17 protein-coding genes are annotated in these 18,178 nt (G+C 57.8%); 7 read left to right on the forward strand and 10 right to left on the reverse strand.

Going from position 1 to position 18,178, the window contains the following annotated elements; genetic code table 11:
* The first annotated feature begins 296 nt into the window (after positions 1-296).
* The 4 genes from ABRP31_RS04785 to ABRP31_RS04800 all read left to right on the forward strand — a co-directional run bounded on the left by ABRP31_RS04785 (position 297) and on the right by ABRP31_RS04800 (position 3,703).
* Positions 297-1,523 carry a CynX/NimT family MFS transporter gene (locus ABRP31_RS04785; protein ID WP_349971560.1) on the forward strand — a complete coding sequence of 409 codons (1,227 nt, stop codon included), beginning with the start codon at positions 297-299 and terminating at the stop codon, positions 1,521-1,523.
* Between the two features lie 90 nt (positions 1,524-1,613).
* On the forward strand, positions 1,614-2,099 hold the full coding sequence (locus ABRP31_RS04790; RefSeq protein WP_349971559.1) for a nuclear transport factor 2 family protein: 486 nt from the start codon (positions 1,614-1,616) through the stop codon (positions 2,097-2,099).
* Between the two features lie 44 nt (positions 2,100-2,143).
* Positions 2,144-2,455 (forward strand): GIY-YIG nuclease family protein, encoded by a 312-nt coding sequence (locus ABRP31_RS04795; RefSeq protein ID WP_349971558.1) that lies wholly within the window; start codon positions 2,144-2,146, stop codon positions 2,453-2,455.
* Between the two features lie 315 nt (positions 2,456-2,770).
* The gene (locus ABRP31_RS04800; RefSeq protein WP_349971557.1) at positions 2,771-3,703 is read left to right on the forward strand and encodes a glutathione S-transferase family protein; all 933 of its coding nucleotides are present in this window, start codon (positions 2,771-2,773) and stop codon (positions 3,701-3,703) included.
* 138 nt (positions 3,704-3,841) lie between these two features.
* Here ABRP31_RS04800 and ABRP31_RS04805 read toward each other — a convergent pair whose 3' ends face one another.
* Both ABRP31_RS04805 and yejK read right to left on the reverse strand, forming a co-directional pair.
* On the reverse strand, positions 3,842-4,192 hold the full coding sequence (locus ABRP31_RS04805) for a glutaredoxin family protein (RefSeq protein WP_349971556.1): 351 nt from the start codon (positions 4,190-4,192) through the stop codon (positions 3,842-3,844).
* Positions 4,193-4,204: 12 nt separating this feature from the next.
* Entirely contained in the window at positions 4,205-5,206 is a 1,002-nt protein-coding gene (gene yejK / locus ABRP31_RS04810; protein ID WP_087269032.1) for a nucleoid-associated protein YejK, read from the reverse strand.
* 405 nt (positions 5,207-5,611) lie between these two features.
* Between yejK and ABRP31_RS04815 the strand changes: the two genes are divergently transcribed.
* On the forward strand, positions 5,612-5,893 hold the full coding sequence (locus ABRP31_RS04815) for an HU family DNA-binding protein (RefSeq protein ID WP_027900723.1): 282 nt from the start codon (positions 5,612-5,614) through the stop codon (positions 5,891-5,893).
* Between the two features lie 229 nt (positions 5,894-6,122).
* On the opposite strand, the gene rlmF is transcribed toward ABRP31_RS04815, so the two are convergent.
* The 5 genes from rlmF to ABRP31_RS04840 form a co-directional block, all read right to left on the reverse strand.
* Positions 6,123-7,139 carry a 23S rRNA (adenine(1618)-N(6))-methyltransferase RlmF gene (rlmF, locus tag ABRP31_RS04820; protein ID WP_349971555.1) on the reverse strand — a complete coding sequence of 339 codons (1,017 nt, stop codon included), beginning with the start codon at positions 7,137-7,139 and terminating at the stop codon, positions 6,123-6,125.
* Positions 7,140-7,311: 172 nt separating this feature from the next.
* Positions 7,312-10,158, reverse strand: coding sequence for a valine--tRNA ligase (locus tag ABRP31_RS04825; protein ID WP_349971553.1), 2,847 nt, complete (start codon positions 10,156-10,158; stop codon positions 7,312-7,314).
* A gap of 329 nt (positions 10,159-10,487) precedes the next feature.
* The gene (locus ABRP31_RS04830) at positions 10,488-10,919 is read right to left on the reverse strand and encodes a DNA polymerase III subunit chi (RefSeq protein WP_349971552.1); all 432 of its coding nucleotides are present in this window, start codon (positions 10,917-10,919) and stop codon (positions 10,488-10,490) included.
* Positions 10,920-10,926: 7 nt separating this feature from the next.
* Positions 10,927-11,355, reverse strand: a complete 429-nt coding sequence (locus ABRP31_RS04835) for a DNA polymerase III subunit chi (RefSeq protein WP_349971549.1) — start codon at positions 11,353-11,355, stop codon at positions 10,927-10,929.
* A 202-nt stretch (positions 11,356-11,557) separates the two neighbouring features.
* Positions 11,558-13,048: a leucyl aminopeptidase gene (locus ABRP31_RS04840; protein WP_349971548.1), complete on the reverse strand. Its 1,491-nt coding sequence runs from the start codon at positions 13,046-13,048 to the stop codon at positions 11,558-11,560.
* 320 nt (positions 13,049-13,368) lie between these two features.
* On the opposite strand from ABRP31_RS04840, the gene lptF reads away from it, so the two are divergent.
* Together lptF and lptG are read left to right on the forward strand one after the other, a co-directional pair.
* On the forward strand, positions 13,369-14,490 hold the full coding sequence (lptF, locus tag ABRP31_RS04845) for an LPS export ABC transporter permease LptF (RefSeq protein WP_349971547.1): 1,122 nt from the start codon (positions 13,369-13,371) through the stop codon (positions 14,488-14,490).
* Positions 14,483-15,544 carry an LPS export ABC transporter permease LptG gene (gene lptG, locus ABRP31_RS04850; protein ID WP_087269051.1) on the forward strand — a complete coding sequence of 354 codons (1,062 nt, stop codon included), beginning with the start codon at positions 14,483-14,485 and terminating at the stop codon, positions 15,542-15,544. The genes lptF and lptG overlap by 8 nt, the downstream gene beginning before the upstream one ends.
* 268 nt (positions 15,545-15,812) lie before the next feature.
* On the opposite strand, the gene ABRP31_RS04855 is transcribed toward lptG, so the two are convergent.
* From ABRP31_RS04855 to gcvT, 3 genes are all read right to left on the reverse strand, one after another.
* The gene (locus ABRP31_RS04855) at positions 15,813-16,298 is read right to left on the reverse strand and encodes an RDD family protein (RefSeq protein WP_349971545.1); all 486 of its coding nucleotides are present in this window, start codon (positions 16,296-16,298) and stop codon (positions 15,813-15,815) included.
* A 100-nt stretch (positions 16,299-16,398) separates the two neighbouring features.
* The gene (locus ABRP31_RS04860; protein ID WP_027902257.1) at positions 16,399-16,611 is read right to left on the reverse strand and encodes a cold-shock protein; all 213 of its coding nucleotides are present in this window, start codon (positions 16,609-16,611) and stop codon (positions 16,399-16,401) included.
* A 394-nt stretch (positions 16,612-17,005) separates the two neighbouring features.
* Positions 17,006-18,130, reverse strand: a complete 1,125-nt coding sequence (gene gcvT / locus ABRP31_RS04865) for a glycine cleavage system aminomethyltransferase GcvT (protein WP_349971543.1) — start codon at positions 18,128-18,130, stop codon at positions 17,006-17,008.
* Positions 18,131-18,178 lie beyond the last annotated feature (48 nt).

An 18,178-nucleotide genomic window follows, 5' to 3' on the forward strand; every position in this document is an offset into this window, starting at 1 on the left:
TTTCCAGTGACGCGCAAATCTGTGGGAGCTGGGCTTGGTCTGGGCGGCATTCCGACGATGAACGATAACTCATTGTAAGGCTTGACACCTTATCGCCCATATCGCGGGCAAGCCTCGCTCCCACAGGTTCTCTGTTTAGCGCTCCAGAGTGCTGTGTCAGAGACATCTCACAGGAGATCGCATTTCAGTTCAGAACTGTATTCAATCCGCACGAAACTTGTATTCGTGCGTGTTCTCCAACACGATGCACCTTTTTGGCGCTCTGCGCCGCTTCACTACCTGCCCCTGAGAAAACAATGACGACCAAGGCGCCATCGGCGAGCTCGACCCCGCAAAACCCTTCCTCTGTAATTAATCGGCCGTGGCTGTTGCTGGTCGGGCTGGTACTTGTGGCGCTGAACCTGCGTCCGGCGCTGGCAAGTATGGCGCCGCTGCTCAGCAGTGTTTCCAGCAGTCTTGGGCTTTCATCTGCTTCGGCAGGGTTGCTGACCACTCTGCCGGTGTTGTGTCTTGGGTTGTTCGCCCCGTTGGCGCCGCGACTGGCACGACGTTTTGGCAGCGAGCAGGTGGTGCTGGCGATTTTGCTGACCCTGGCCGCCGGTATCGTGTTGCGTAGCCTGTTCGGCGAGGTCGGGCTGTTTGCGGGCAGTGTTCTGGCTGGTGCGAGCATTGGCGTGATTGGCGTGCTGCTGCCGGGTATCGTTAAACGCGACTTCCCCAAGCAAGCCGGTACGATGACCGGCGTGTACACCATGGCCTTGTGTCTGGGGGCTGCGTTGGCGGCAGGTTCGACGGTTCCGCTGACTCAGTACTTCGACGATAACTGGGCGATCGGTCTGGGCTTCTGGATGATTCCAGCACTGTTGGCGGCACTGATCTGGTGGCCACAGACCCGGCAAAAGCACGACGTAAACCAGGTGACCTATCGCGTGCGCGGCCTGTTGCGTGATCGGCTGGCCTGGCAAGTTACCCTGTACATGGGCCTGCAATCTTCGCTGGCCTACATCGTGTTCGGCTGGCTGCCTTCGGTGTTGATCGGCCGGGGCATGAGCCCGACGGATGCCGGATTGATGATGTCCGGGTCGATCATGGTCCAGTTGATCAGCGCATTGACCGCTCCTTGGCTGGCGACTCGCGGGAAGGATCAGCGCCTGGGCGTGGTGTTGGTCATGTCCATGACACTGGCCGGGTTGTTTGGCTGTTTGTATGCGCCAATCGACAGCCTGTGGGGTTGGGCTATTTTGCTGGGCTTGGGGCAGGGTGGTGCTTTCAGTATCGCGCTGACGCTGATCGTGTTGCGATCCCGTGACTCCCACGTGGCGTCGAACCTGTCGGGTATGGCTCAGGGCATCGGTTACACCATCGCCTCCATAGGTCCTTTTGCCGTTGGGATTGTGCATGACGTTACCGGCGGTTGGGATTCCATTGGCTGGATCTTCGCGGTGCTGGGCTTGTCGGCTATCGTCGCGGGTCTTGGTGCCGGGCGAGCGCTTTATGTGCAGGTCAGTAGCGAAAAAGTCTGAGTCGAGCCATTTGCCTCGCTTATGCCCATGGCAAAAACAACGGTTGCCGCTTATCGTGCAGGCACCTTTTGCTCCAATGGACCTGCATGCATGAGCGACGAAGACAAACGCCTGATCAATAACGCGCTGATTACCCGCTTTTACGAGGCCTTCAACCGCCTCGACGCAGAGGCCATGGCCGCGTGCTATACCGATGACGTGCTGTTCAGCGATCCGGTCTTCGGCGAACTGCGTGGTCAGCAAGCCTGCGACATGTGGCGCATGCTCACCTCGCGAGCCAAGGACTTTTCCCTGACCTTTGACAGCGTTCGTGCTGACGAACGCAGCGGCGCGGCGCACTGGGTTGCAACGTATCTGTTCAGCCAGACCGGCAACACCGTGGTTAACGATATACAGGCGCGCTTTGTGTTTCGCGACGGCAAGATCGCCGAGCATCACGATCAATTCGACCTGTGGCGCTGGTCCCGACAGGCACTGGGAGCCAAAGGCTTGTTGCTGGGCTGGACGCCGTTTGTCCAGAACGCCATCCGCGCCCAGGCCCAGAAAGGCCTGAACGCGTTTCAAGCCGGGCGTTGAGCCTCTGATAGAATCGCGTCTTTCGCGTTATTTAATCTACCGTCATGCCTGAAGCTTTGTCCTCATCCGTCACCGAGACACCCGAGCCAGTGGTCTGCAAACCCTGGTTCGTGTATCTCGTGCGCGCTGAAAACGGCTCGTTGTACTGCGGCATCAGCGACGATCCACAACGCCGTTTCGCCGCCCATCAGAGTGGCAAAGGGGCGCGCTACTTCTACTCCAGCCCGGCGGTGGCGCTGGTGTATGTCGAGCAGTGCGTCAGTAAGGGCGAAGCGCTACGGCAGGAGCGCTTGATCAAGAAGTTGAGGAAGAGTGCGAAGGAGTGTCTGGCCGCGGGGTATTGCCCTGCGCCTTGACCATAATTCTCCGGACTTACGTAATCTGTAGGAGTGAGCTTGCTCGCGATAGCAGTGCATCAAATAAATGATGGGTGTCTGACCCACTGCTATCGCGAGCAAGCTCACTCCTACAGATTTATATCTTTTCAGCATTCCAGCTGGAGGTTACGACAGCGGTTGTCTGACACATGGTTGTTCGCAGCCTGCGGCAGCTCCTACAAAAGCCTGCGTTTTCGATCAATCGCTGTGATGATCTGCTATCAGGCCTGCCGGGTAGGCTCGCTGCCTGGACCCGGTTAAGCTGCGGGCCTACCTTCTGCCGGAAAGCCAGACATGACCGACATCATCCTGCACCATTACCCCACCTCGCTGTTCGCTGAAAAAGCCCGCTTGATGTTGGGTTTCAAAGGTCTGTCCTGGCGCTCGGTCAGCATCCCTTCGATCATGCCAAAGCCCGATCTGACGGCGCTGACCGGTGGCTATCGCAAAACTCCGGTGCTACAGATCGGCGCTGATATCTACTGCGACACCGCCTTGATGGCCCGTCGTCTGGAGCAGGAAAAGGCATCGCCCGCGTTCTTTCCGCAAGGGCAGGAGTTCACCGTGGCCAGCTTTGCGGCCTGGGCGGATTCGGTGATGTTCATGCACGCCGTGAGTCTGGTGTTCCAACCCGAATCGCTGGCGGTACGTTTTGCCAAAGTCCCGCCTGAAGCCGTGAAAGCTTTCGTCGCTGATCGCGCTGCGTTGTTTCAGGGTGGCAGTGCAACTCGTCTGCCTGTCGAACAGGCCAAACACCAATGGCCAACGCTGATGTCACGGCTGGAGTTGCAGCTGGCACGCAATGGCGATTTCCTGTTTGGTGCGCCGTCGATTGCTGATTTCTCGGTCGCCCATACGTTGTGGTTTCTCAAGCAAACCCCAGTGACTGCACCGCTGGTTGATGCCTACCCTGAGGTGTCAGCCTGGTTGGGCCGCGTGCTGGGCTTTGGTCATGGCGCGCCGAGCGAGTTAAGTTCGGCTGAGGCGGTTGAGATCGCTTTGAACGCGACGCCTGCTGCATTGCCGGATGAGCAGTTTGTTGATCCTAATGGCTTCAAGGCGGGGGATTCGGTGACGATTTCAGCCATCGATTACGGCGTTGATGCGGTCGAGGGTGAGCTGATATTCAATGGGCTCGAAGAGCTGATTCTGCGTCGTGAAGATGAGCGGGCGGGAGTGGTGCATGTGCACTTTCCGCGGTTGGGGTTTCGGATCGAGAAGCGCTGAGAGCTTGGCTTGAATCTATCTGTGGGAGCGAGGCTTGCCCGCGATACTGGCACCTCGGAGGTCAGGGTAAACCGCGTCGATTTTATCGCGGGCAAGCCTCGCTCCCACAGGGATTTATTTAGCCCTGGATTTCTGCGATCACTTCAACGCCGCCAATATCGTTTCTTCGCTGAAGCCCCTGATGATAGTGCCATTCACATCAATCAACGGGATGCCACGTCCACCCAGCGCCTCGTAAGCCTTACGGCCTTCGTCTGACTTCTCGATGTCATATTCCTTGAACGGAATACCTTTGCTGTCGAGAAAGCGCCGTGTCTGTTTGCAATAGCCGCACCACTCCGTGGCGTACATCACCACTCGGGCTTGCGCCTGAGTGTGTGCAGGGATCGCGTCCGCCGGGTTGAAGAAGTGCTCGATCTTGCCCCAGTTCTGATAAACCACGACGACCAGCATGATCAGCGCGAACTTCTTCAATGTGCGTAGCAGCATGATCGAGTTTCCTCAGCGGCGCTTGAGCTGATCAGTCAGCTGCGTCGGCAGGCCCTTGATGATCAGCGTACCGGCTGCTTCGTCGTATTCGATCTTGTCGCCCAACAGGTGCGCTTCAAAGCTGATCGACAGGCCTTCAGCGCGGCCTGTGAAGCGGCGGAACTGGTTGAGGGTGCGCTTATCCGCAGGGATCTCCGGCGACAGGCCGTAATCCTTGTTGCGGATGTGCTCGTAGAAGGCACGCGGGCGCTCTTCGTCGATCAGGCCGGAGAGTTCTTCCAGGCCCATGGGCTCGCCCATCTTGCTCTGGCTGCTGGCGTAGTCGACCAGCGTTTTGGTTTTCTCACGGGCGGAATCTTCCGGCAGGTCTTCGCTTTCGACGAAGTCGCTGAACGCCTTGAGCAAGGTGCGGGTCTCGCCAGGGCCGTCGACGCCTTCCTGGCAGCCGATGAAGTCGCGGAAGTATTCCGAAACCTTCTTGCCATTCTTGCCCTTGATGAACGAGATGTACTGCTTGGACATCTTGTTGTTCTGCCACTCGGACACGTTGATCCGCGCCGCCAGGTGCAGCTGGCCAAGGTCCAGATGGCGCGACGGGGTCACGTCGAGGGTTTCGCTCACGGCCACGCCTTCGCTGTGGTGCAGCAGGGCGATGACCAGGTAATCCGTCATGCCTTGTTGGTAGTGGGCAAACAGCACGTGACCACCGACGGAAAGATTGGATTCTTCCATCAGCTTTTGCAGGTGTTCTACTGCGACCCGGCTGAATGCCGTGAAGTCTTTGCCACCGTCCATGTATTCCTTCAGCCAGCCGCTGAATGGATGCGCGCCAGACTCAGCGTGGAAGAAACCCCAAGCCTTGCCTTGTTTGGCGTTATAGCTCTCGTTGAGGTCGGCCAGCATGTTCTCGATGGCTTGGGACTCAGCGAGTTCGGAGTCGCGTGCATGGAGAACTGCGGGCGTACCGTCGGGTTTCTTGTCGATCAGGTGGACGATGCAATGACGGATCGGCATGGGTTTCTCGGCTGGTTGTGAGCGGGATACTGACGAGCGGCGCTGCTCGATTTACGGCGGGCAGTGTAACGCACCCGAGGCGTGAAACGAGGCTGTACCCCTTGGTTTTAGCTCTCATGGGGTGTCCGAGGCGCTTTTTTTCGGCTCAAACGGGAGAAACCTGTCCAAACGGGTAGGTTAGTGCGGATATTTGCTCGGCTCTGTGCTAGTTTTGCCCCGTCTTGCGCAGCATAGCGCGCCAAGCACCGCAGTTTGTGTGCGTTTGGGCCGAACCAATGCCCGGTTTCAGTATCTACACTTCGCGATTAATCGTGGCTGCTACTGGAGGGTCAGGTTCATGATCTGGCTCCAGGCCGACGCTGCACTCTGCAATCCAAATGAATTTGATAGGGAAGGAACACCACCATGGCTCTGACTAAAGACCAATTGATCGCCGATATCGCAGAAGCTATCGACGCGCCAAAAACCACCGCGCGTAATGCTCTTGAGCAATTGGGCCAAATTGTTGCCGACCAACTGGAAAACGGCGCTGAAATCACTCTGCCGGGCATCGGCAAACTGAAAGTAGCCGAGCGTCCAGCTCGCACTGGCCGCAACCCTTCGACTGGCGCTGCCATCGAAATCGCTGCCAAGAAAGTCATCAAGTTCGTACCAGCTAAAGTGCTGAACGACTCGATCAACAAGTAAGCACACGCTTGCTGTTGAAAAAGCCGTGCACCGGTTAACCGGGCACGGCTTTTTTGTGGGTCAGATTTGCAAATGCTGGAGTGGAATGCATTCCCTGTGGGAGCGGTGCTTGCCCGCGATTCAGGCGATAAGGTGTAAAGGCATACACCGAGTTATCGTTCATCGTCGGAATGCCGCCCAGACCAAGCACCGCTCCCACATCAGCGATCATTAGCTGTGACTTTGAGCGCTAAACCCAGCGCTCCTGACGCCACGCCTCCTGCCTGGCCTTGTCATGAAACGTCCACGCCACAAATCGGCTCTGCTTCTGGCCCTGACCCATCTCGACCACCTGACTCTCGAACACGCCTGCTTTCTTCAGTGTGCTTTGAATCATCGGCAGGTTGGATGCCTTCGACACCAGTGTGCTGAACCACAGCACCTGTTTCGCCACTTGCGTGCTTTCTTTGATCAGTTGGGTGACGAAGCCGATCTCGCCGCCTTCACACCAGAGTTCCTGCGATTGCCCGCCAAAGTTGAGCACCGGTAACTTGCGTTTCGGATCAGCCTTGCCCAGTGCGCGCCATTTCCGCTGGCTACCGCGCTGCGCTTCTTCCAGTGAGGAATGGAAGGGCGGGTTGCACAGGCTCACGTCGAAGCGTTCGTCGCTGTTGAGCAGGTCCAGCAGGATCTGCTTGCGATTGCTTTGCTGGCGCAGGCTGATGGCCTTGCTCAGGTTGTTGGACTTGATGATCGCAGTGGCGGCGGCAACGGCCGTTGTGTCGATTTCCGAGCCGAGAAACTGCCAGCCATAGTCGCTATGACCGATCAACGGATAGACGCAGTTCGCACCGGTGCCGACGTCCAGCGCTTTGATCGACGCGCCACGAGGGATTACGCCTTCATTGCGCTCAGCCAGTAGGTCGGCAAGAAAGTGCAGGTAGTCTGCGCGGCCCGGAATCGGCGGGCACAGGTAGTCGGCCGGGATATCCCAGTGGGCGATGCCGTAGAACGACTTGAGCAGCGCCCGGTTGAACACGCGTACGGCGGCAGGGTTGGCGAAGTCGATGCTTTCTTTGCCGTACGGGTTGGTGATCAGAAACTGGCCTAGCTCCGGGCTGCTCTTGATCAACTTGGGAAAGTCGTAATGGCCTTGATGGCGGTTACGTGGGTGCAAGGTAGCCTTTTCACGGGGCTCGGCAGGTTTGGATGGCTGCGCCGGTTTGGGCTTCTTGCGGGGTGGTTTTGGCTTGTCTGGAGTAGTCATGACCAATTCAATTCTGGAGAGAGCACAAAACCCTGTAGGAGTGAGCTTGCTCGCGATAGCGGTGTGTCAGCTGAATGGTAGGTTTCTGACACACCGCTATCGCGAGCAAGCTCACTCCTACAGGGTTCGTAGGGGGCAGCCAGCCCGGGTTTCAGGCTGGCTGCGTGTTCATTTACAAACTCGCAATCCGCGCATGCTGCTCGGCCAGTTTGCCCAAAGCCTGTTCGGCTTCGGCCATTTTGGCGCGTTCCTTGGCGATGACTTCCGGCGGTGCCTTGTCGACGAACGCGGCGTTGGACAGCTTGCCGCTCACCCGCTGCACTTCGCCTTGCAGACGCAGGATTTCCTTGTCCAGGCGCGCCAGCTCGGCATCTTTGTCGATCAGACCGGCCATTGGCACCAGCACTTCCATCTCGCCCACCAGCCCGGTCGCTGACAGCGGCGCTTCAGCGCCTGCTTCCAGTACGGTGATGGATTCCAGCTTGGCCAGTTTCTTCAGCAGGTAATCGTTCTCCTGCAGGCGGCGCAAGTCTTCGGCGTTGACGTTCTTGAGGAACAGTTGCAGCGGCTTGCCCGGACCGATGTTCATTTCGCCACGGATGTTACGGGTGGCGAGCATCAGGCCCTTGAGCCATTCGATGTCGTCTTCGGCGGCCTGATCGATGCGTGCTTCGTTGGCCACTGGCCAAGGTTGCAGCATGATGGTTTTGCCTTCCGCACCTGCCAGCGGCGCGAGGCGCTGCCAGATTTCTTCGGTGATGAACGGCATGAACGGATGCGCCAGACGCAGCGCAACTTCCAGCACGCGAACCAGCGTACGGCGAGTGCCGCGCTGACGTTCAACCGGTGCATTTTCGTCCCACAGCACAGGCTTGGAGAGCTCCAGGTACCAGTCGCAATACTGGTTCCAGATGAATTCGTACAAGGCCTGAGCGGCGAGGTCGAAACGGAACTGATCCAGTTGACGGGTCACTTCGGCTTCGGTGCGTTGCAGTTGCGAGATGATCCAGCGATCAGCCAGCGACAGCTCGACCGCTTCGCCGTTCTGGCCGCAGTCTTCGCCTTTGTCCAGCACGTAGCGCGCAGCGTTCCAGATCTTGTTGCAGAAGTTGCGATAGCCTTCAACGCGGCCCATGTCGAACTTGATGTCACGACCGGTGGACGCCAGCGAGCAGAAGGTGAAGCGCAGGGCGTCGGTGCCATAGCTGGCGATGCCGTCGGCGAATTCGTCGCGGGTCTGTTTTTCAATCTTCTTCGCCAGTTTCGGCTGCATCATGCCGGAGGTGCGTTTCTGCACCAGATCTTCCAGCTCAATGCCGTCGATGATGTCCAGTGGGTCCAGTACGTTACCCTTGGACTTGGACATCTTCTGGCCTTGGCCATCGCGGACCAGACCGTGCACATACACCGTCTTGAACGGTACTTGCGGCGTGCCGTCTTCGTTTTTCACCAAATGCATGGTGAGCATGATCATCCGGGCAACCCAGAAGAAGATGATGTCGAAACCAGTAACCAGTACGTCGGTGGAGTGAAAGGTCTCCAGCGCCTTGGTTTTTTCCGGCCAGCCCAGGGTGGAGAACGTCCACAGGCCCGAGCTGAACCAGGTGTCGAGTACGTCGTTGTCCTGTTGCAGCACAACGTCAGGGCCAAGGTTGTTCTTGGCGCGGACTTCGGCTTCGTCGCGACCGACGTACACCTTGCCGGACTCGTCATACCAGGCCGGGATGCGGTGGCCCCACCAAAGCTGACGGCTGATGCACCAGTCCTGGATGTCGCGCATCCACGAGAAGTACATATTTTCGTATTGCTTGGGCACGAAGGCGATGCGGCCGTCTTCGACCGCAGCGATGGCCGGTTCAGCCAGAGGCTTGGTGGACACGTACCACTGGTCAGTCAGCCAAGGCTCGATGATGGTGCCGGAACGGTCGCCTTTCGGGACTTTCAGAGCGTGATCGTCAACGCTGACCAGCAGGCCGGCGGCGTCAAAGGCAGCAACGATCTGTTTGCGCGCTTCGAAACGGTCAAGACCTGCGTATTCGGCGGGCAGGCTGCCGTCTACTGTTTCGTTCAGGGTGCCGTCGAGATTGAACACCTGCGCCGTCGCCAGCACGTTGGCGTTCTTGTCGAAGATGTTCAGCAGCGGCAGGTTGTGGCGCTTGCCGACCTCGTAGTCGTTGAAGTCGTGGGCTGGGGTGATTTTCACGCAGCCGGTGCCGAACTCAGGGTCGCAGTATTCATCCGCAATGATCGGGATGCGGCGGCCAACCAGTGGCAGCTCAACGAACTTGCCGATCAGTGCTTTGTAACGCTCGTCTTCCGGGTTAACGGCGACGGCGGCATCACCCAGCATGGTTTCCGGGCGAGTCGTGGCAACGATCAGGTAATCCAGGCCGTCAGCGGTTTTCGCGCCGTCAGCCAGTGGATAACGCAGGTTCCACAGGAAGCCTTTCTCGTCGTGGTTTTCTACTTCGAGGTCGGAAATAGCGGTGTGCAGCTTGGTGTCCCAGTTGACCAGACGCTTGCCGCGATAGATCAGGCCGTCTTCATGCAGACGCACGAAAGCTTCTTTAACCGCGTCTGACAGACCGTCGTCCATGGTGAAGCGCTCACGGCTCCAGTCGACGGATGAGCCCAGGCGACGAATCTGACGGCTGATGTTGCCGCCGGACTGATCCTTCCATTCCCAGATTTTTTCCAGAAATTTATCGCGGCCCAGATCGTGGCGGTTCAGGCCTTGAGCTTCGATCTGACGCTCTACCAGCATTTGCGTGGCGATACCGGCGTGGTCGGTGCCCGGCTGCCACAGGGTATTGCGACCCTGCATGCGGCGGAAACGGATCAAGGCGTCCATGATCGCGTTATTGAAACCATGGCCCATGTGCAGGCTGCCGGTGACGTTCGGCGGCGGGATCATGATGGTGTACGAGTCACCAGCGCCTTGCGGGGCGAAGTAATTCTCGGATTCCCAGGTTTGATACCAGGAAGTTTCAATAGCGTGCGGCTGGTAGGTCTTGTCCATGCGCGGCGGGAACCTATTGCTGTAATTCAGGAAAGCCGACAAGTATAGCGGGGATGAACGGCTGGGCGTAGAGCGGGGCGATGATTAGCTGTAGGAGGTAGGCATATCCCTGTGGGACAGGCTCGCGCAAAATCTATCGGAATGCCAAAAACTCTGGGGGTTCGATGTTGACCTGCGAGCCTTGTGTAGATACCTGTGGGAGCCGAGCTTGCTCGCGATGCAGGCGCAGCGAGGGCTCAGATACACCGCGTCATCGTTCATCGCGAGCAAGCTCTGCTCCCACAGGAGATCGCGCAAGTCATCGGCTAGCGCGACTCCACAGGGGGGGGCTAATTCTGATACTGGCTCAGCAACCGCTCCATCCGCGCTTCAAGGCGGCGTTTGATCTCGGTTTCGATATGCGGGGCGAAGTCGTCGATGACGTCTTGCATGATCAGCTGTGCAGCAGCGCGCAGTTCGGAGTCGAGATGGAGCAGCGCGTCCTCTTTGGATTTTGCCTGCACCGGTTCTGCTGCAGCGACTGGCACCACAGGCGGCACGACTGGCTCGGGCGTCAAGGTTGGAATCTCGGCATCATCTTCATCGCCGAAATCCAGTTCCTGGCTGAGCGCCGGTTTTGCACCCACGACATCGAACAGCAAAGGGATCTGGCCCTCGCCATGAGTCGGTGCCTGTTGAGTGTCATCGCCCAGCAACTGGCGGATTGATTCAAGGTCGTCCAGCAAGTGGGCGGGGTCTTTCAGAGGTTTTGAATTATCCATCGTGTGCTCAAAGCCGCTGTAGTCGGTGATCTTGCAGAGGATAGCCCTGTTCACGATAGAAACGAAAACTCTCTCGTGCGGCCAGTCGTATGGCGGGGTCTTCCACCACTATTTCCGCCACGCGGGCGAAACGTTTGAAAAAATCGGGGATGCGCAGGTCCAGATTGACCAGCAGATCCTGATGTTGCCCCGGGTCTTCACCCAGGCCCAGCACCACAGGCGCGACCTGATCATCTTCGGCGTCACCGTGGGGAATAAAAGTTTCACCTTTGAAGCGCCACAGCCGGGCATCCAGTTCTTCACGCTGCGCGGCATCGCTGCAGTGCAGGTAAATCCGGTGACCCATGCGCCAGGCTTTTTCCGTGAGCTTGCAGGCAAAGTCCAGGCGCGCTGACGGATCGGGGCTGGGGAGAATATAAAAGTCGACTTGTGTCATGTAGTTTCCAGGTCGCGGGGCGCTTGTTTCTCATCAACATCACATCAATCATGGATTTGAAATGCATATCCCTGTAGGAGCGCACGGAGGTTACGACGCCCGCGATAGCGGTGTAGAAAACCGCCATCGCTGCCTCGCGTTGCTCGTGAGCTCCTACAGGGCTGCGTTTTTTTCCATATGACTGCAACCGCCCCGGTTTTCCTTATGCGCCTGCGCGGTCGAGCAGGTATTGGGTCAGCAATGGAACCGGACGGCCAGTGGCGCCCTTGTCCTTGCCGCCGCTCAACCAGGCTGTGCCGGCGATATCCAGGTGCGCCCAGTCGTAGGTTTTGGTGAAGCGCGACAGGAAGCAGGCTGCGGTAATGGTGCCGCCTTTCGGGCCACCAATGTTGGCGATGTCGGCGAACGGGCTGTCCAGTTGCTCCTGATACTCATCGAACAACGGCAACTGCCAGGCACGGTCGTCGGCGAACTTGCCCGCGTCGAGCAACTGATTGATTAGCGCATCGTTGTTGCCCAGCAGGCCGGACGTGTGACCGCCCAATGCGACGACGCAAGCGCCGGTCAGGGTAGCGATGTCGATCACGGCCTGAGGCTTGAAGCGCTCGGCGTAGGTCAGCGCATCACACAGCACCAGACGGCCTTCGGCGTCGGTGTTGAGGATTTCCACGGTCTGGCCACTCATGGTGGTGACGATGTCGCCAGGACGAGTCGCGGTGCCGCTCGGCATGTTCTCGGCGGCGGCGATGACGCACACCAGATTGATCGGCAGTTGCAGTTCCAGCACGGCGCGCAGGGTACCGAACACGCTGGCAGCGCCACACATGTCGAACTTCATCTCGTCCATGCCCGCAGCAGGCTTGATGCTGATGCCGCCGGTGTCGAAGGTGATGCCTTTACCGACCAGTACGAACGGCTTTTCGCTTTTCTTGCCGCCCGAATAGTTCATGACGATCAGACGTGGCGGCTGAGCGCTGCCCTGTGCCACGGCGAGGAACGAACCCATGCCCAGATCAGCGAGTTTTTTCTCGTCGTGAACTTCAACCTTGAGGTTTTTGTGCGCCTTGCCCAACGCCTTGGCTTGTTCGCCCAGATAAGTAGGGTGGCAGATATTCGGCGGCATGTTGCCCAGATCGCGGGTCAAGGCCATACCGGTAGCGATGGCCTGGGCGTGGGTGGCTGCACGCTCTACATCGGCGACGCTGATTTTGTCGGTCAGCAACGTGACCTTTTTCAGCGCTTTGGCTTCGGCTTTCTGGCTTTTGAAACGATCAAAAACATATTCGCCATCGGCCAGGGTTTCTACCAGCAGGCGCGCTTTAGCGTAAGTGTCGCGATTCTTGACGACTACCTGATCCAGAGCGATGGCTGCGTCGCTGCCGCCCAGACCTTTAAGCGTCGACAGCACAGCGCTGATGATTTTCTTGAATTGACGGTCAGACAATTCGGGCTCTTTACCGGTGCCGACCAGCAAAACGCGTTCGGCTTTCAAGTTTGGCAGGGCGTGCAGCAGCAGACTTTGACCCACTTTGCCGACCAGATCGCCGCGCTTGAGCACTGCGCTGATGGCGCCGCCGCTGAGAGCGTCTACGGTTTTTGCGGCATCGCTGAGCGTGCGACCTTCGCCTACGGCGACTACCAGCGTCGCGGTCTTCAAGGTTTCTGGGCTTACGCTTTTAACAACCAATTCCATGTCGGGGTCCCCGGATAAACGATGAGCTATCGCGAAATGAATGACGTGCGTGGCAGGGAGCAGGTGCTTCGCATCAACATGCCAACGACAAGGCCCGCAGTTTGACCCCGCCACGGGACCGCTGACAACCCCGTAAAACATGCGAATGCGGCTCTATGCAGGACGTTTCCGTGAGAACTATCCGGAGCACGCAGTGACAGAGCACTCCATTCACAGGATAATGCCGCATATTTTTGGCAGAGCCCTGTTAAGTCTGCCGCCACTGCTAGTACCTTTTTCTTGTCTGGCTGCCTGAGCCTGGCGACCCTGGAGTGTCTGGTTTGATCGTCTTTCGTTATCTGTCCCGAGAAGTGCTGGTTACCTTGAGCGCTGTGAGCGCCGTGTTGTTGGTAATCATCATGAGCGGACGCTTCATCAAGTACCTCGCGCAGGCCGCGTCCGGGGCGCTGGATCCAGGCGTGCTGTTCATGATCATGGGTTTTCGTATGCCCGGCTTCCTGCAACTGATCCTGCCTCTGGGGCTGTTTCTGGGGATTCTGCTGGCTTACGGTCGGCTTTACCTTGAAAGCGAAATGACCGTTCTTGCCGCCACCGGTATGAGCCAGCAGCGTTTGCTGTGGATGACCATGGCGCCTGCAACCGTCGTGGCGCTGTTGGTAGCGTGGTTGAGTTTCAGTCTGGCCCCACAAGGTGCGACGCAGTTTTCCCTGCTGATCAACAAGCAAGACGCAATGACCGAGTTCGATACCTTGGTGCCAGGCCGTTTCCAGGCACTGCGCGACGGGACTCGTGTCACCTACACGCAGGAGCTTTCCGATGATCGCTCGAATCTGAGCGGCGTGTTCATTTCGGAAAAACGCATGTCTTCCGACAAGAGCAAGGATCGCGGGATTACCGTTCTGGTGGCAGAAAAAGGCCATCAGGAGATCAAGGCCGACGGTAACCGCTTCCTGATTCTGGAAAACGGTTATCGCTACGACGGCAATCCGGGCGAAGCCAACTATCGTGCAATCAAGTACGACACTTATGGCGCAATGCTGCCCAAGCCGGACATCAGCGACGAAATTACGGACCGTGAAGCTATCCCCACAACTGATCTGTTTGGCAGCGATGTACGTCGCAATCAGGCTGAACTGCAATGGCGTATCTCGCTGCCGATTCTGGTCTTCATCGTGACCTTGATGGCTGTGCCGCTGTCGCGGGTCAATCCGCGTCAGGGTCGCTATCTGAAGCTGTTGCCCGCGATCCTTCTTTATATGGCTTACCTGACCATGCTCATTGCTGTGCGCGGTGCGCTGGAGAAAGGCAAGCTGCCAATGGCACTCGGTATCTGGTGGGTGCACGTATTGTTCCTGTTGATCGGACTGGGGCTTTTGTATTGGGAGCCTTTACGCTTGAGGATGGCGAGTCGCCGCAGCGCGTCGGAGGTGGCTCATGGTTAAGCTCGATCGTTACATCGGTAAAAGTGTTTTCGTCGCGATCCTTGCGGTTCTCGGCATCATTCTCGGGCTGGCCTCGCTGTTTGCTTTCATTGATGAAATGGGCGATGTCAGCGACACCTACACCTTGCTGGACGCCAGCAGCTTCGTTTTGATGACGGCGCCACGGCGTGTGTATGAAATGCTGCCGATGGCGGCACTCATCGGTTGCCTGATCGGTCTGGGTAGCCTGGCCAGCAGCAGCGAATTGACCATCATGCGCGCCGCTGGTGTCTCCATCGGTCGTATCGTCTGGGCGGTCATGAAGCCCATGCTGGTGCTGATGATTGCTGGTGTGCTGATCGGCGAATACGTGGCCCCGGCAGCTGAAAATCAGGCTCAGGCCAACCGTTCGCTGGCGCAGGGCAGTGGTGACGCACAGAGTGCGCGGCATGGCATGTGGCACCGTCAGGGCGATGAGTTCATTCACATCAACTCGGTGCAACCTAACGGCATTCTGTATGGCGTGACCCGGTATCGATTCGACAATGAACGGCACATGCTCAGTGCCAGCTTCGCCAGGCAGGCCAAATTCAACGAAGATCACTGGTCGCTGAATGACATCTCCACCACCTTCTTCCGCGATGGCAGCACCGAAGTCATCAAGACCGCGGACGAGCGCTGGGACGTAGCGCTGAGCCCGCAATTGCTCAGCACCGTCATCATGCCGCCTGACTCGCTGTCGATTACTGGCTTGTGGCAGTACGCGCACTATCTGGCTGATCAAGGGCTGAGCAATGGTCGTTACTGGCTGGCGTTCTGGACCAAGGTTTTGCAGCCACTGGTAACCGTGGCGCTGGTGCTGATGGCAATCTCGTTCATCTTCGGTCCGCTGCGTTCCGTGACGTTGGGCCAGCGGGTGTTTACCGGCGTGCTGGTGGGTTTCACCTTCCGCATTGTGCAGGACCTGCTCGGGCCATCGAGTCTGGTGTTCGGCTTCTCGCCGTTGTTTGCCGTGCTGGTGCCAGCAGGTGTCTGTGCGCTGGCCGGGGTGCTGCTGTTGCGCAGGGCCGGGTAGGGTTTGCTGCTGTGAAAAAGCCGACTTCGTGTCGGCTTTTTTGTATCTGTTGAGATTGAAAGACCAGCGGTCCGATGCGGTGAGGGATTTTATTATGTCTGCAATATCTGTCATAGCCGCACTTACGCTATCGCGAGCAAGCTCACTCCTACAGGGGGAAATTGCGTTCTACTGTAGGAGTGAGCTTGCTCGCGATAGGGTCCTACAGGCGCTGGAAATATCCAATTATCGGGTGCAGAACGAGCGTTTCGCTTGGTCCGTCCCAAAACTACCTGTGCTTCGGCACCCGCACCAGCTGGCTGTTGGAATACAGGTCATGCCAGCTGCGATTCTGTTTATCAAACAGCGCCCAAATGAACCCCAGGCCGACACACAGCCAGGATGCGATAGACACCATAAACCGCAGTAGCGCTTGCAGCAGACTAATCCCACTGCCGTCGGCGTTCTGCACCCGGATGCCCCACACTTGCATGCCAAGCGTCTGCCCTGAGTGGGTCCAGAACTTGGCGAAAAACCCGAACACCACCAGCAGCAGAATGGAAGAGAGCAGCGGATCACCGTCTAGCGAGCCGGACTCGGACATCACCTTGAGTCGGGCTTCACCCACAAACGCCATCAACACAAGCTTGTAGATAAACGCCGTCACCAGCAGCAGGGCAACGCACAGCAGCGCGTCATAGCAGATCGCAGCGAAGCGGCGGCCCAGGCTGGCGGGCGGGAAGTCGCCTTGCGGGCTAAGCATGTGTCGAGGCATGGCGGCAGTTCTCAGTGGTCCGAAAAGCCCATATTACTAACTCGCGCCCACAAAAAAGCCCTCTGATATCAATACCAGAGGGCTTTTTATGTTCCGAGGCTTACGCTTCGGCTTGAACTTCGTCAGCCTGCATACCTTTCTGGCCTTGCACAGCAACGAAAGTCACTTTTTGACCTTCTTTCAGGCTCTTGAAGCCGTTGCCCTGAATAGCGCGGAAGTGTACAAACAGATCCGGACCGCTTTCTGGAGTGATAAAACCAAAACCTTTCTCGTCGTTAAACCACTTGACGGTACCGCTCTGACGTTCAGCCATTTTCTTATTCCCTGGAACTTGAATTGATGACAGCCTCATTCACATGAAAGAGTACTGGGCTGGTTGCAGGAATAAAGAAGCGTAGAGCGGGTTGTAGCAAACTTGGCGCTACTGCCCAGGTCCCGTTTCAGCGACCCATGCAAACACAGTTGAGAAACTTTACGCTAACTCTTGTTACAAACACAAGCCCCTGTCCGGTGCCTGTATTCAGGAGGTTTAGCGGCGTTTTAAAATATTTACCAGTTGCGCTGAATCGATAGTTTTTTACTGTTAGGCGCACTCTTCGAGTGCGCTGTGTTGATTGTTGCGCTGCTGTTTAGTGCGCGTATTACAGGCGGCCGATATGAGTGTCAGCCGCCACATTTTTTTGACGCCGATAATCAGCCGCGAAGTTTCAGCCGCGGAAGTAACGCTGTGCGACGAAAGGCATTTTGCTAACAAGCATCGGTACTTGCTTGCCGCGCACTACCGCCCAGACTTGAGTGTCCATTGCCGTAAACGCGCTGTTCAAATAACCCATCGCCAAAGGGCCGCCAAGACTTGGTCCGAAGCCGCCACTGCATACAGTACCAATGGAGTTGCCATCGGCATCGACGATGTCTGTCCCTTCGCGCACGGGCGTGCGTTCTTGTGGCAGCAGGCCAACGCGTTTGCGGGCGGGCGCTGTTTGCTGTTGAGCGAAGATCTGCTCTGCGCCCGGGAAGCCGCCAGCGCGTGCGCCATCTGCGCGGCGAACCTTGGAGATTGCCCACAGCAGGCTGGCTTCGACAGGCGTTGTCTCGGTGTTCATGTCATGGCCGTACAGGCACAGGCCAGCTTCCAGGCGCAGGGAGTCACGTGCACCCAGGCCAATCGGGGCCACTTCCGGTTCGGCCAACAGGCGCCGAGCCAGTGTTTCAGCCTGATCAGCCGGAACGGAAATTTCGTAGCCGTCTTCGCCGGTGTAGCCCGAGCGGCTGACGTAGCAGTCAACGCCCAGCAACTGCACGCTGGCGAACTGCATGAAGGTCATTTTTGCAACTTCCGGAGCCAGGCGCGCCAGCACTGTTACCGCTTGCGGACCTTGCAGGGCGAGCAGGGCACGCTCTTCAAACAGTGGCTGGATTTCGCAATGGTTGCCCAGGTGTTTGCGCAGGTGGGCGAGGTCTTCGTTCTTGCAGGCAGCGTTGACCACCAGCATCAGTTGATCATTGCCCAGGTTGGCGACCATCAAGTCGTCGAGGATGCCACCGCTTTCATTGGTGAACATGGCGTAACGCTGCATACCGACGGGCAAGTCGATGATGTCGACCGGTACCAGCGCTTCCAGTGCTTTGGCCGCATCGGCCCCCGTCAGGCGAATCTGACCCATGTGCGATACATCAAACAGCCCGGCTTTTTCCCGGGTGTGCAGGTGTTCTTTCATCACACCAGCCGGGTATTGCACCGGCATGTCGTAGCCCGCGAAAGGCACCATCTTGGCACCGAGTTCGCGGTGCAGGGCGTGTAGCGGGGTGGTGAGGAGTTGTTCGGTGGTCATGGTTCAATCCTTTTGAAGAGGCTAAGTCCTTGTAGGAGATGCCGCAGG

It is taken from the genome of Pseudomonas caspiana, assembly GCF_040224095.2.
Classification (GTDB): domain Bacteria; phylum Pseudomonadota; class Gammaproteobacteria; order Pseudomonadales; family Pseudomonadaceae; genus Aquipseudomonas; species Aquipseudomonas caspiana.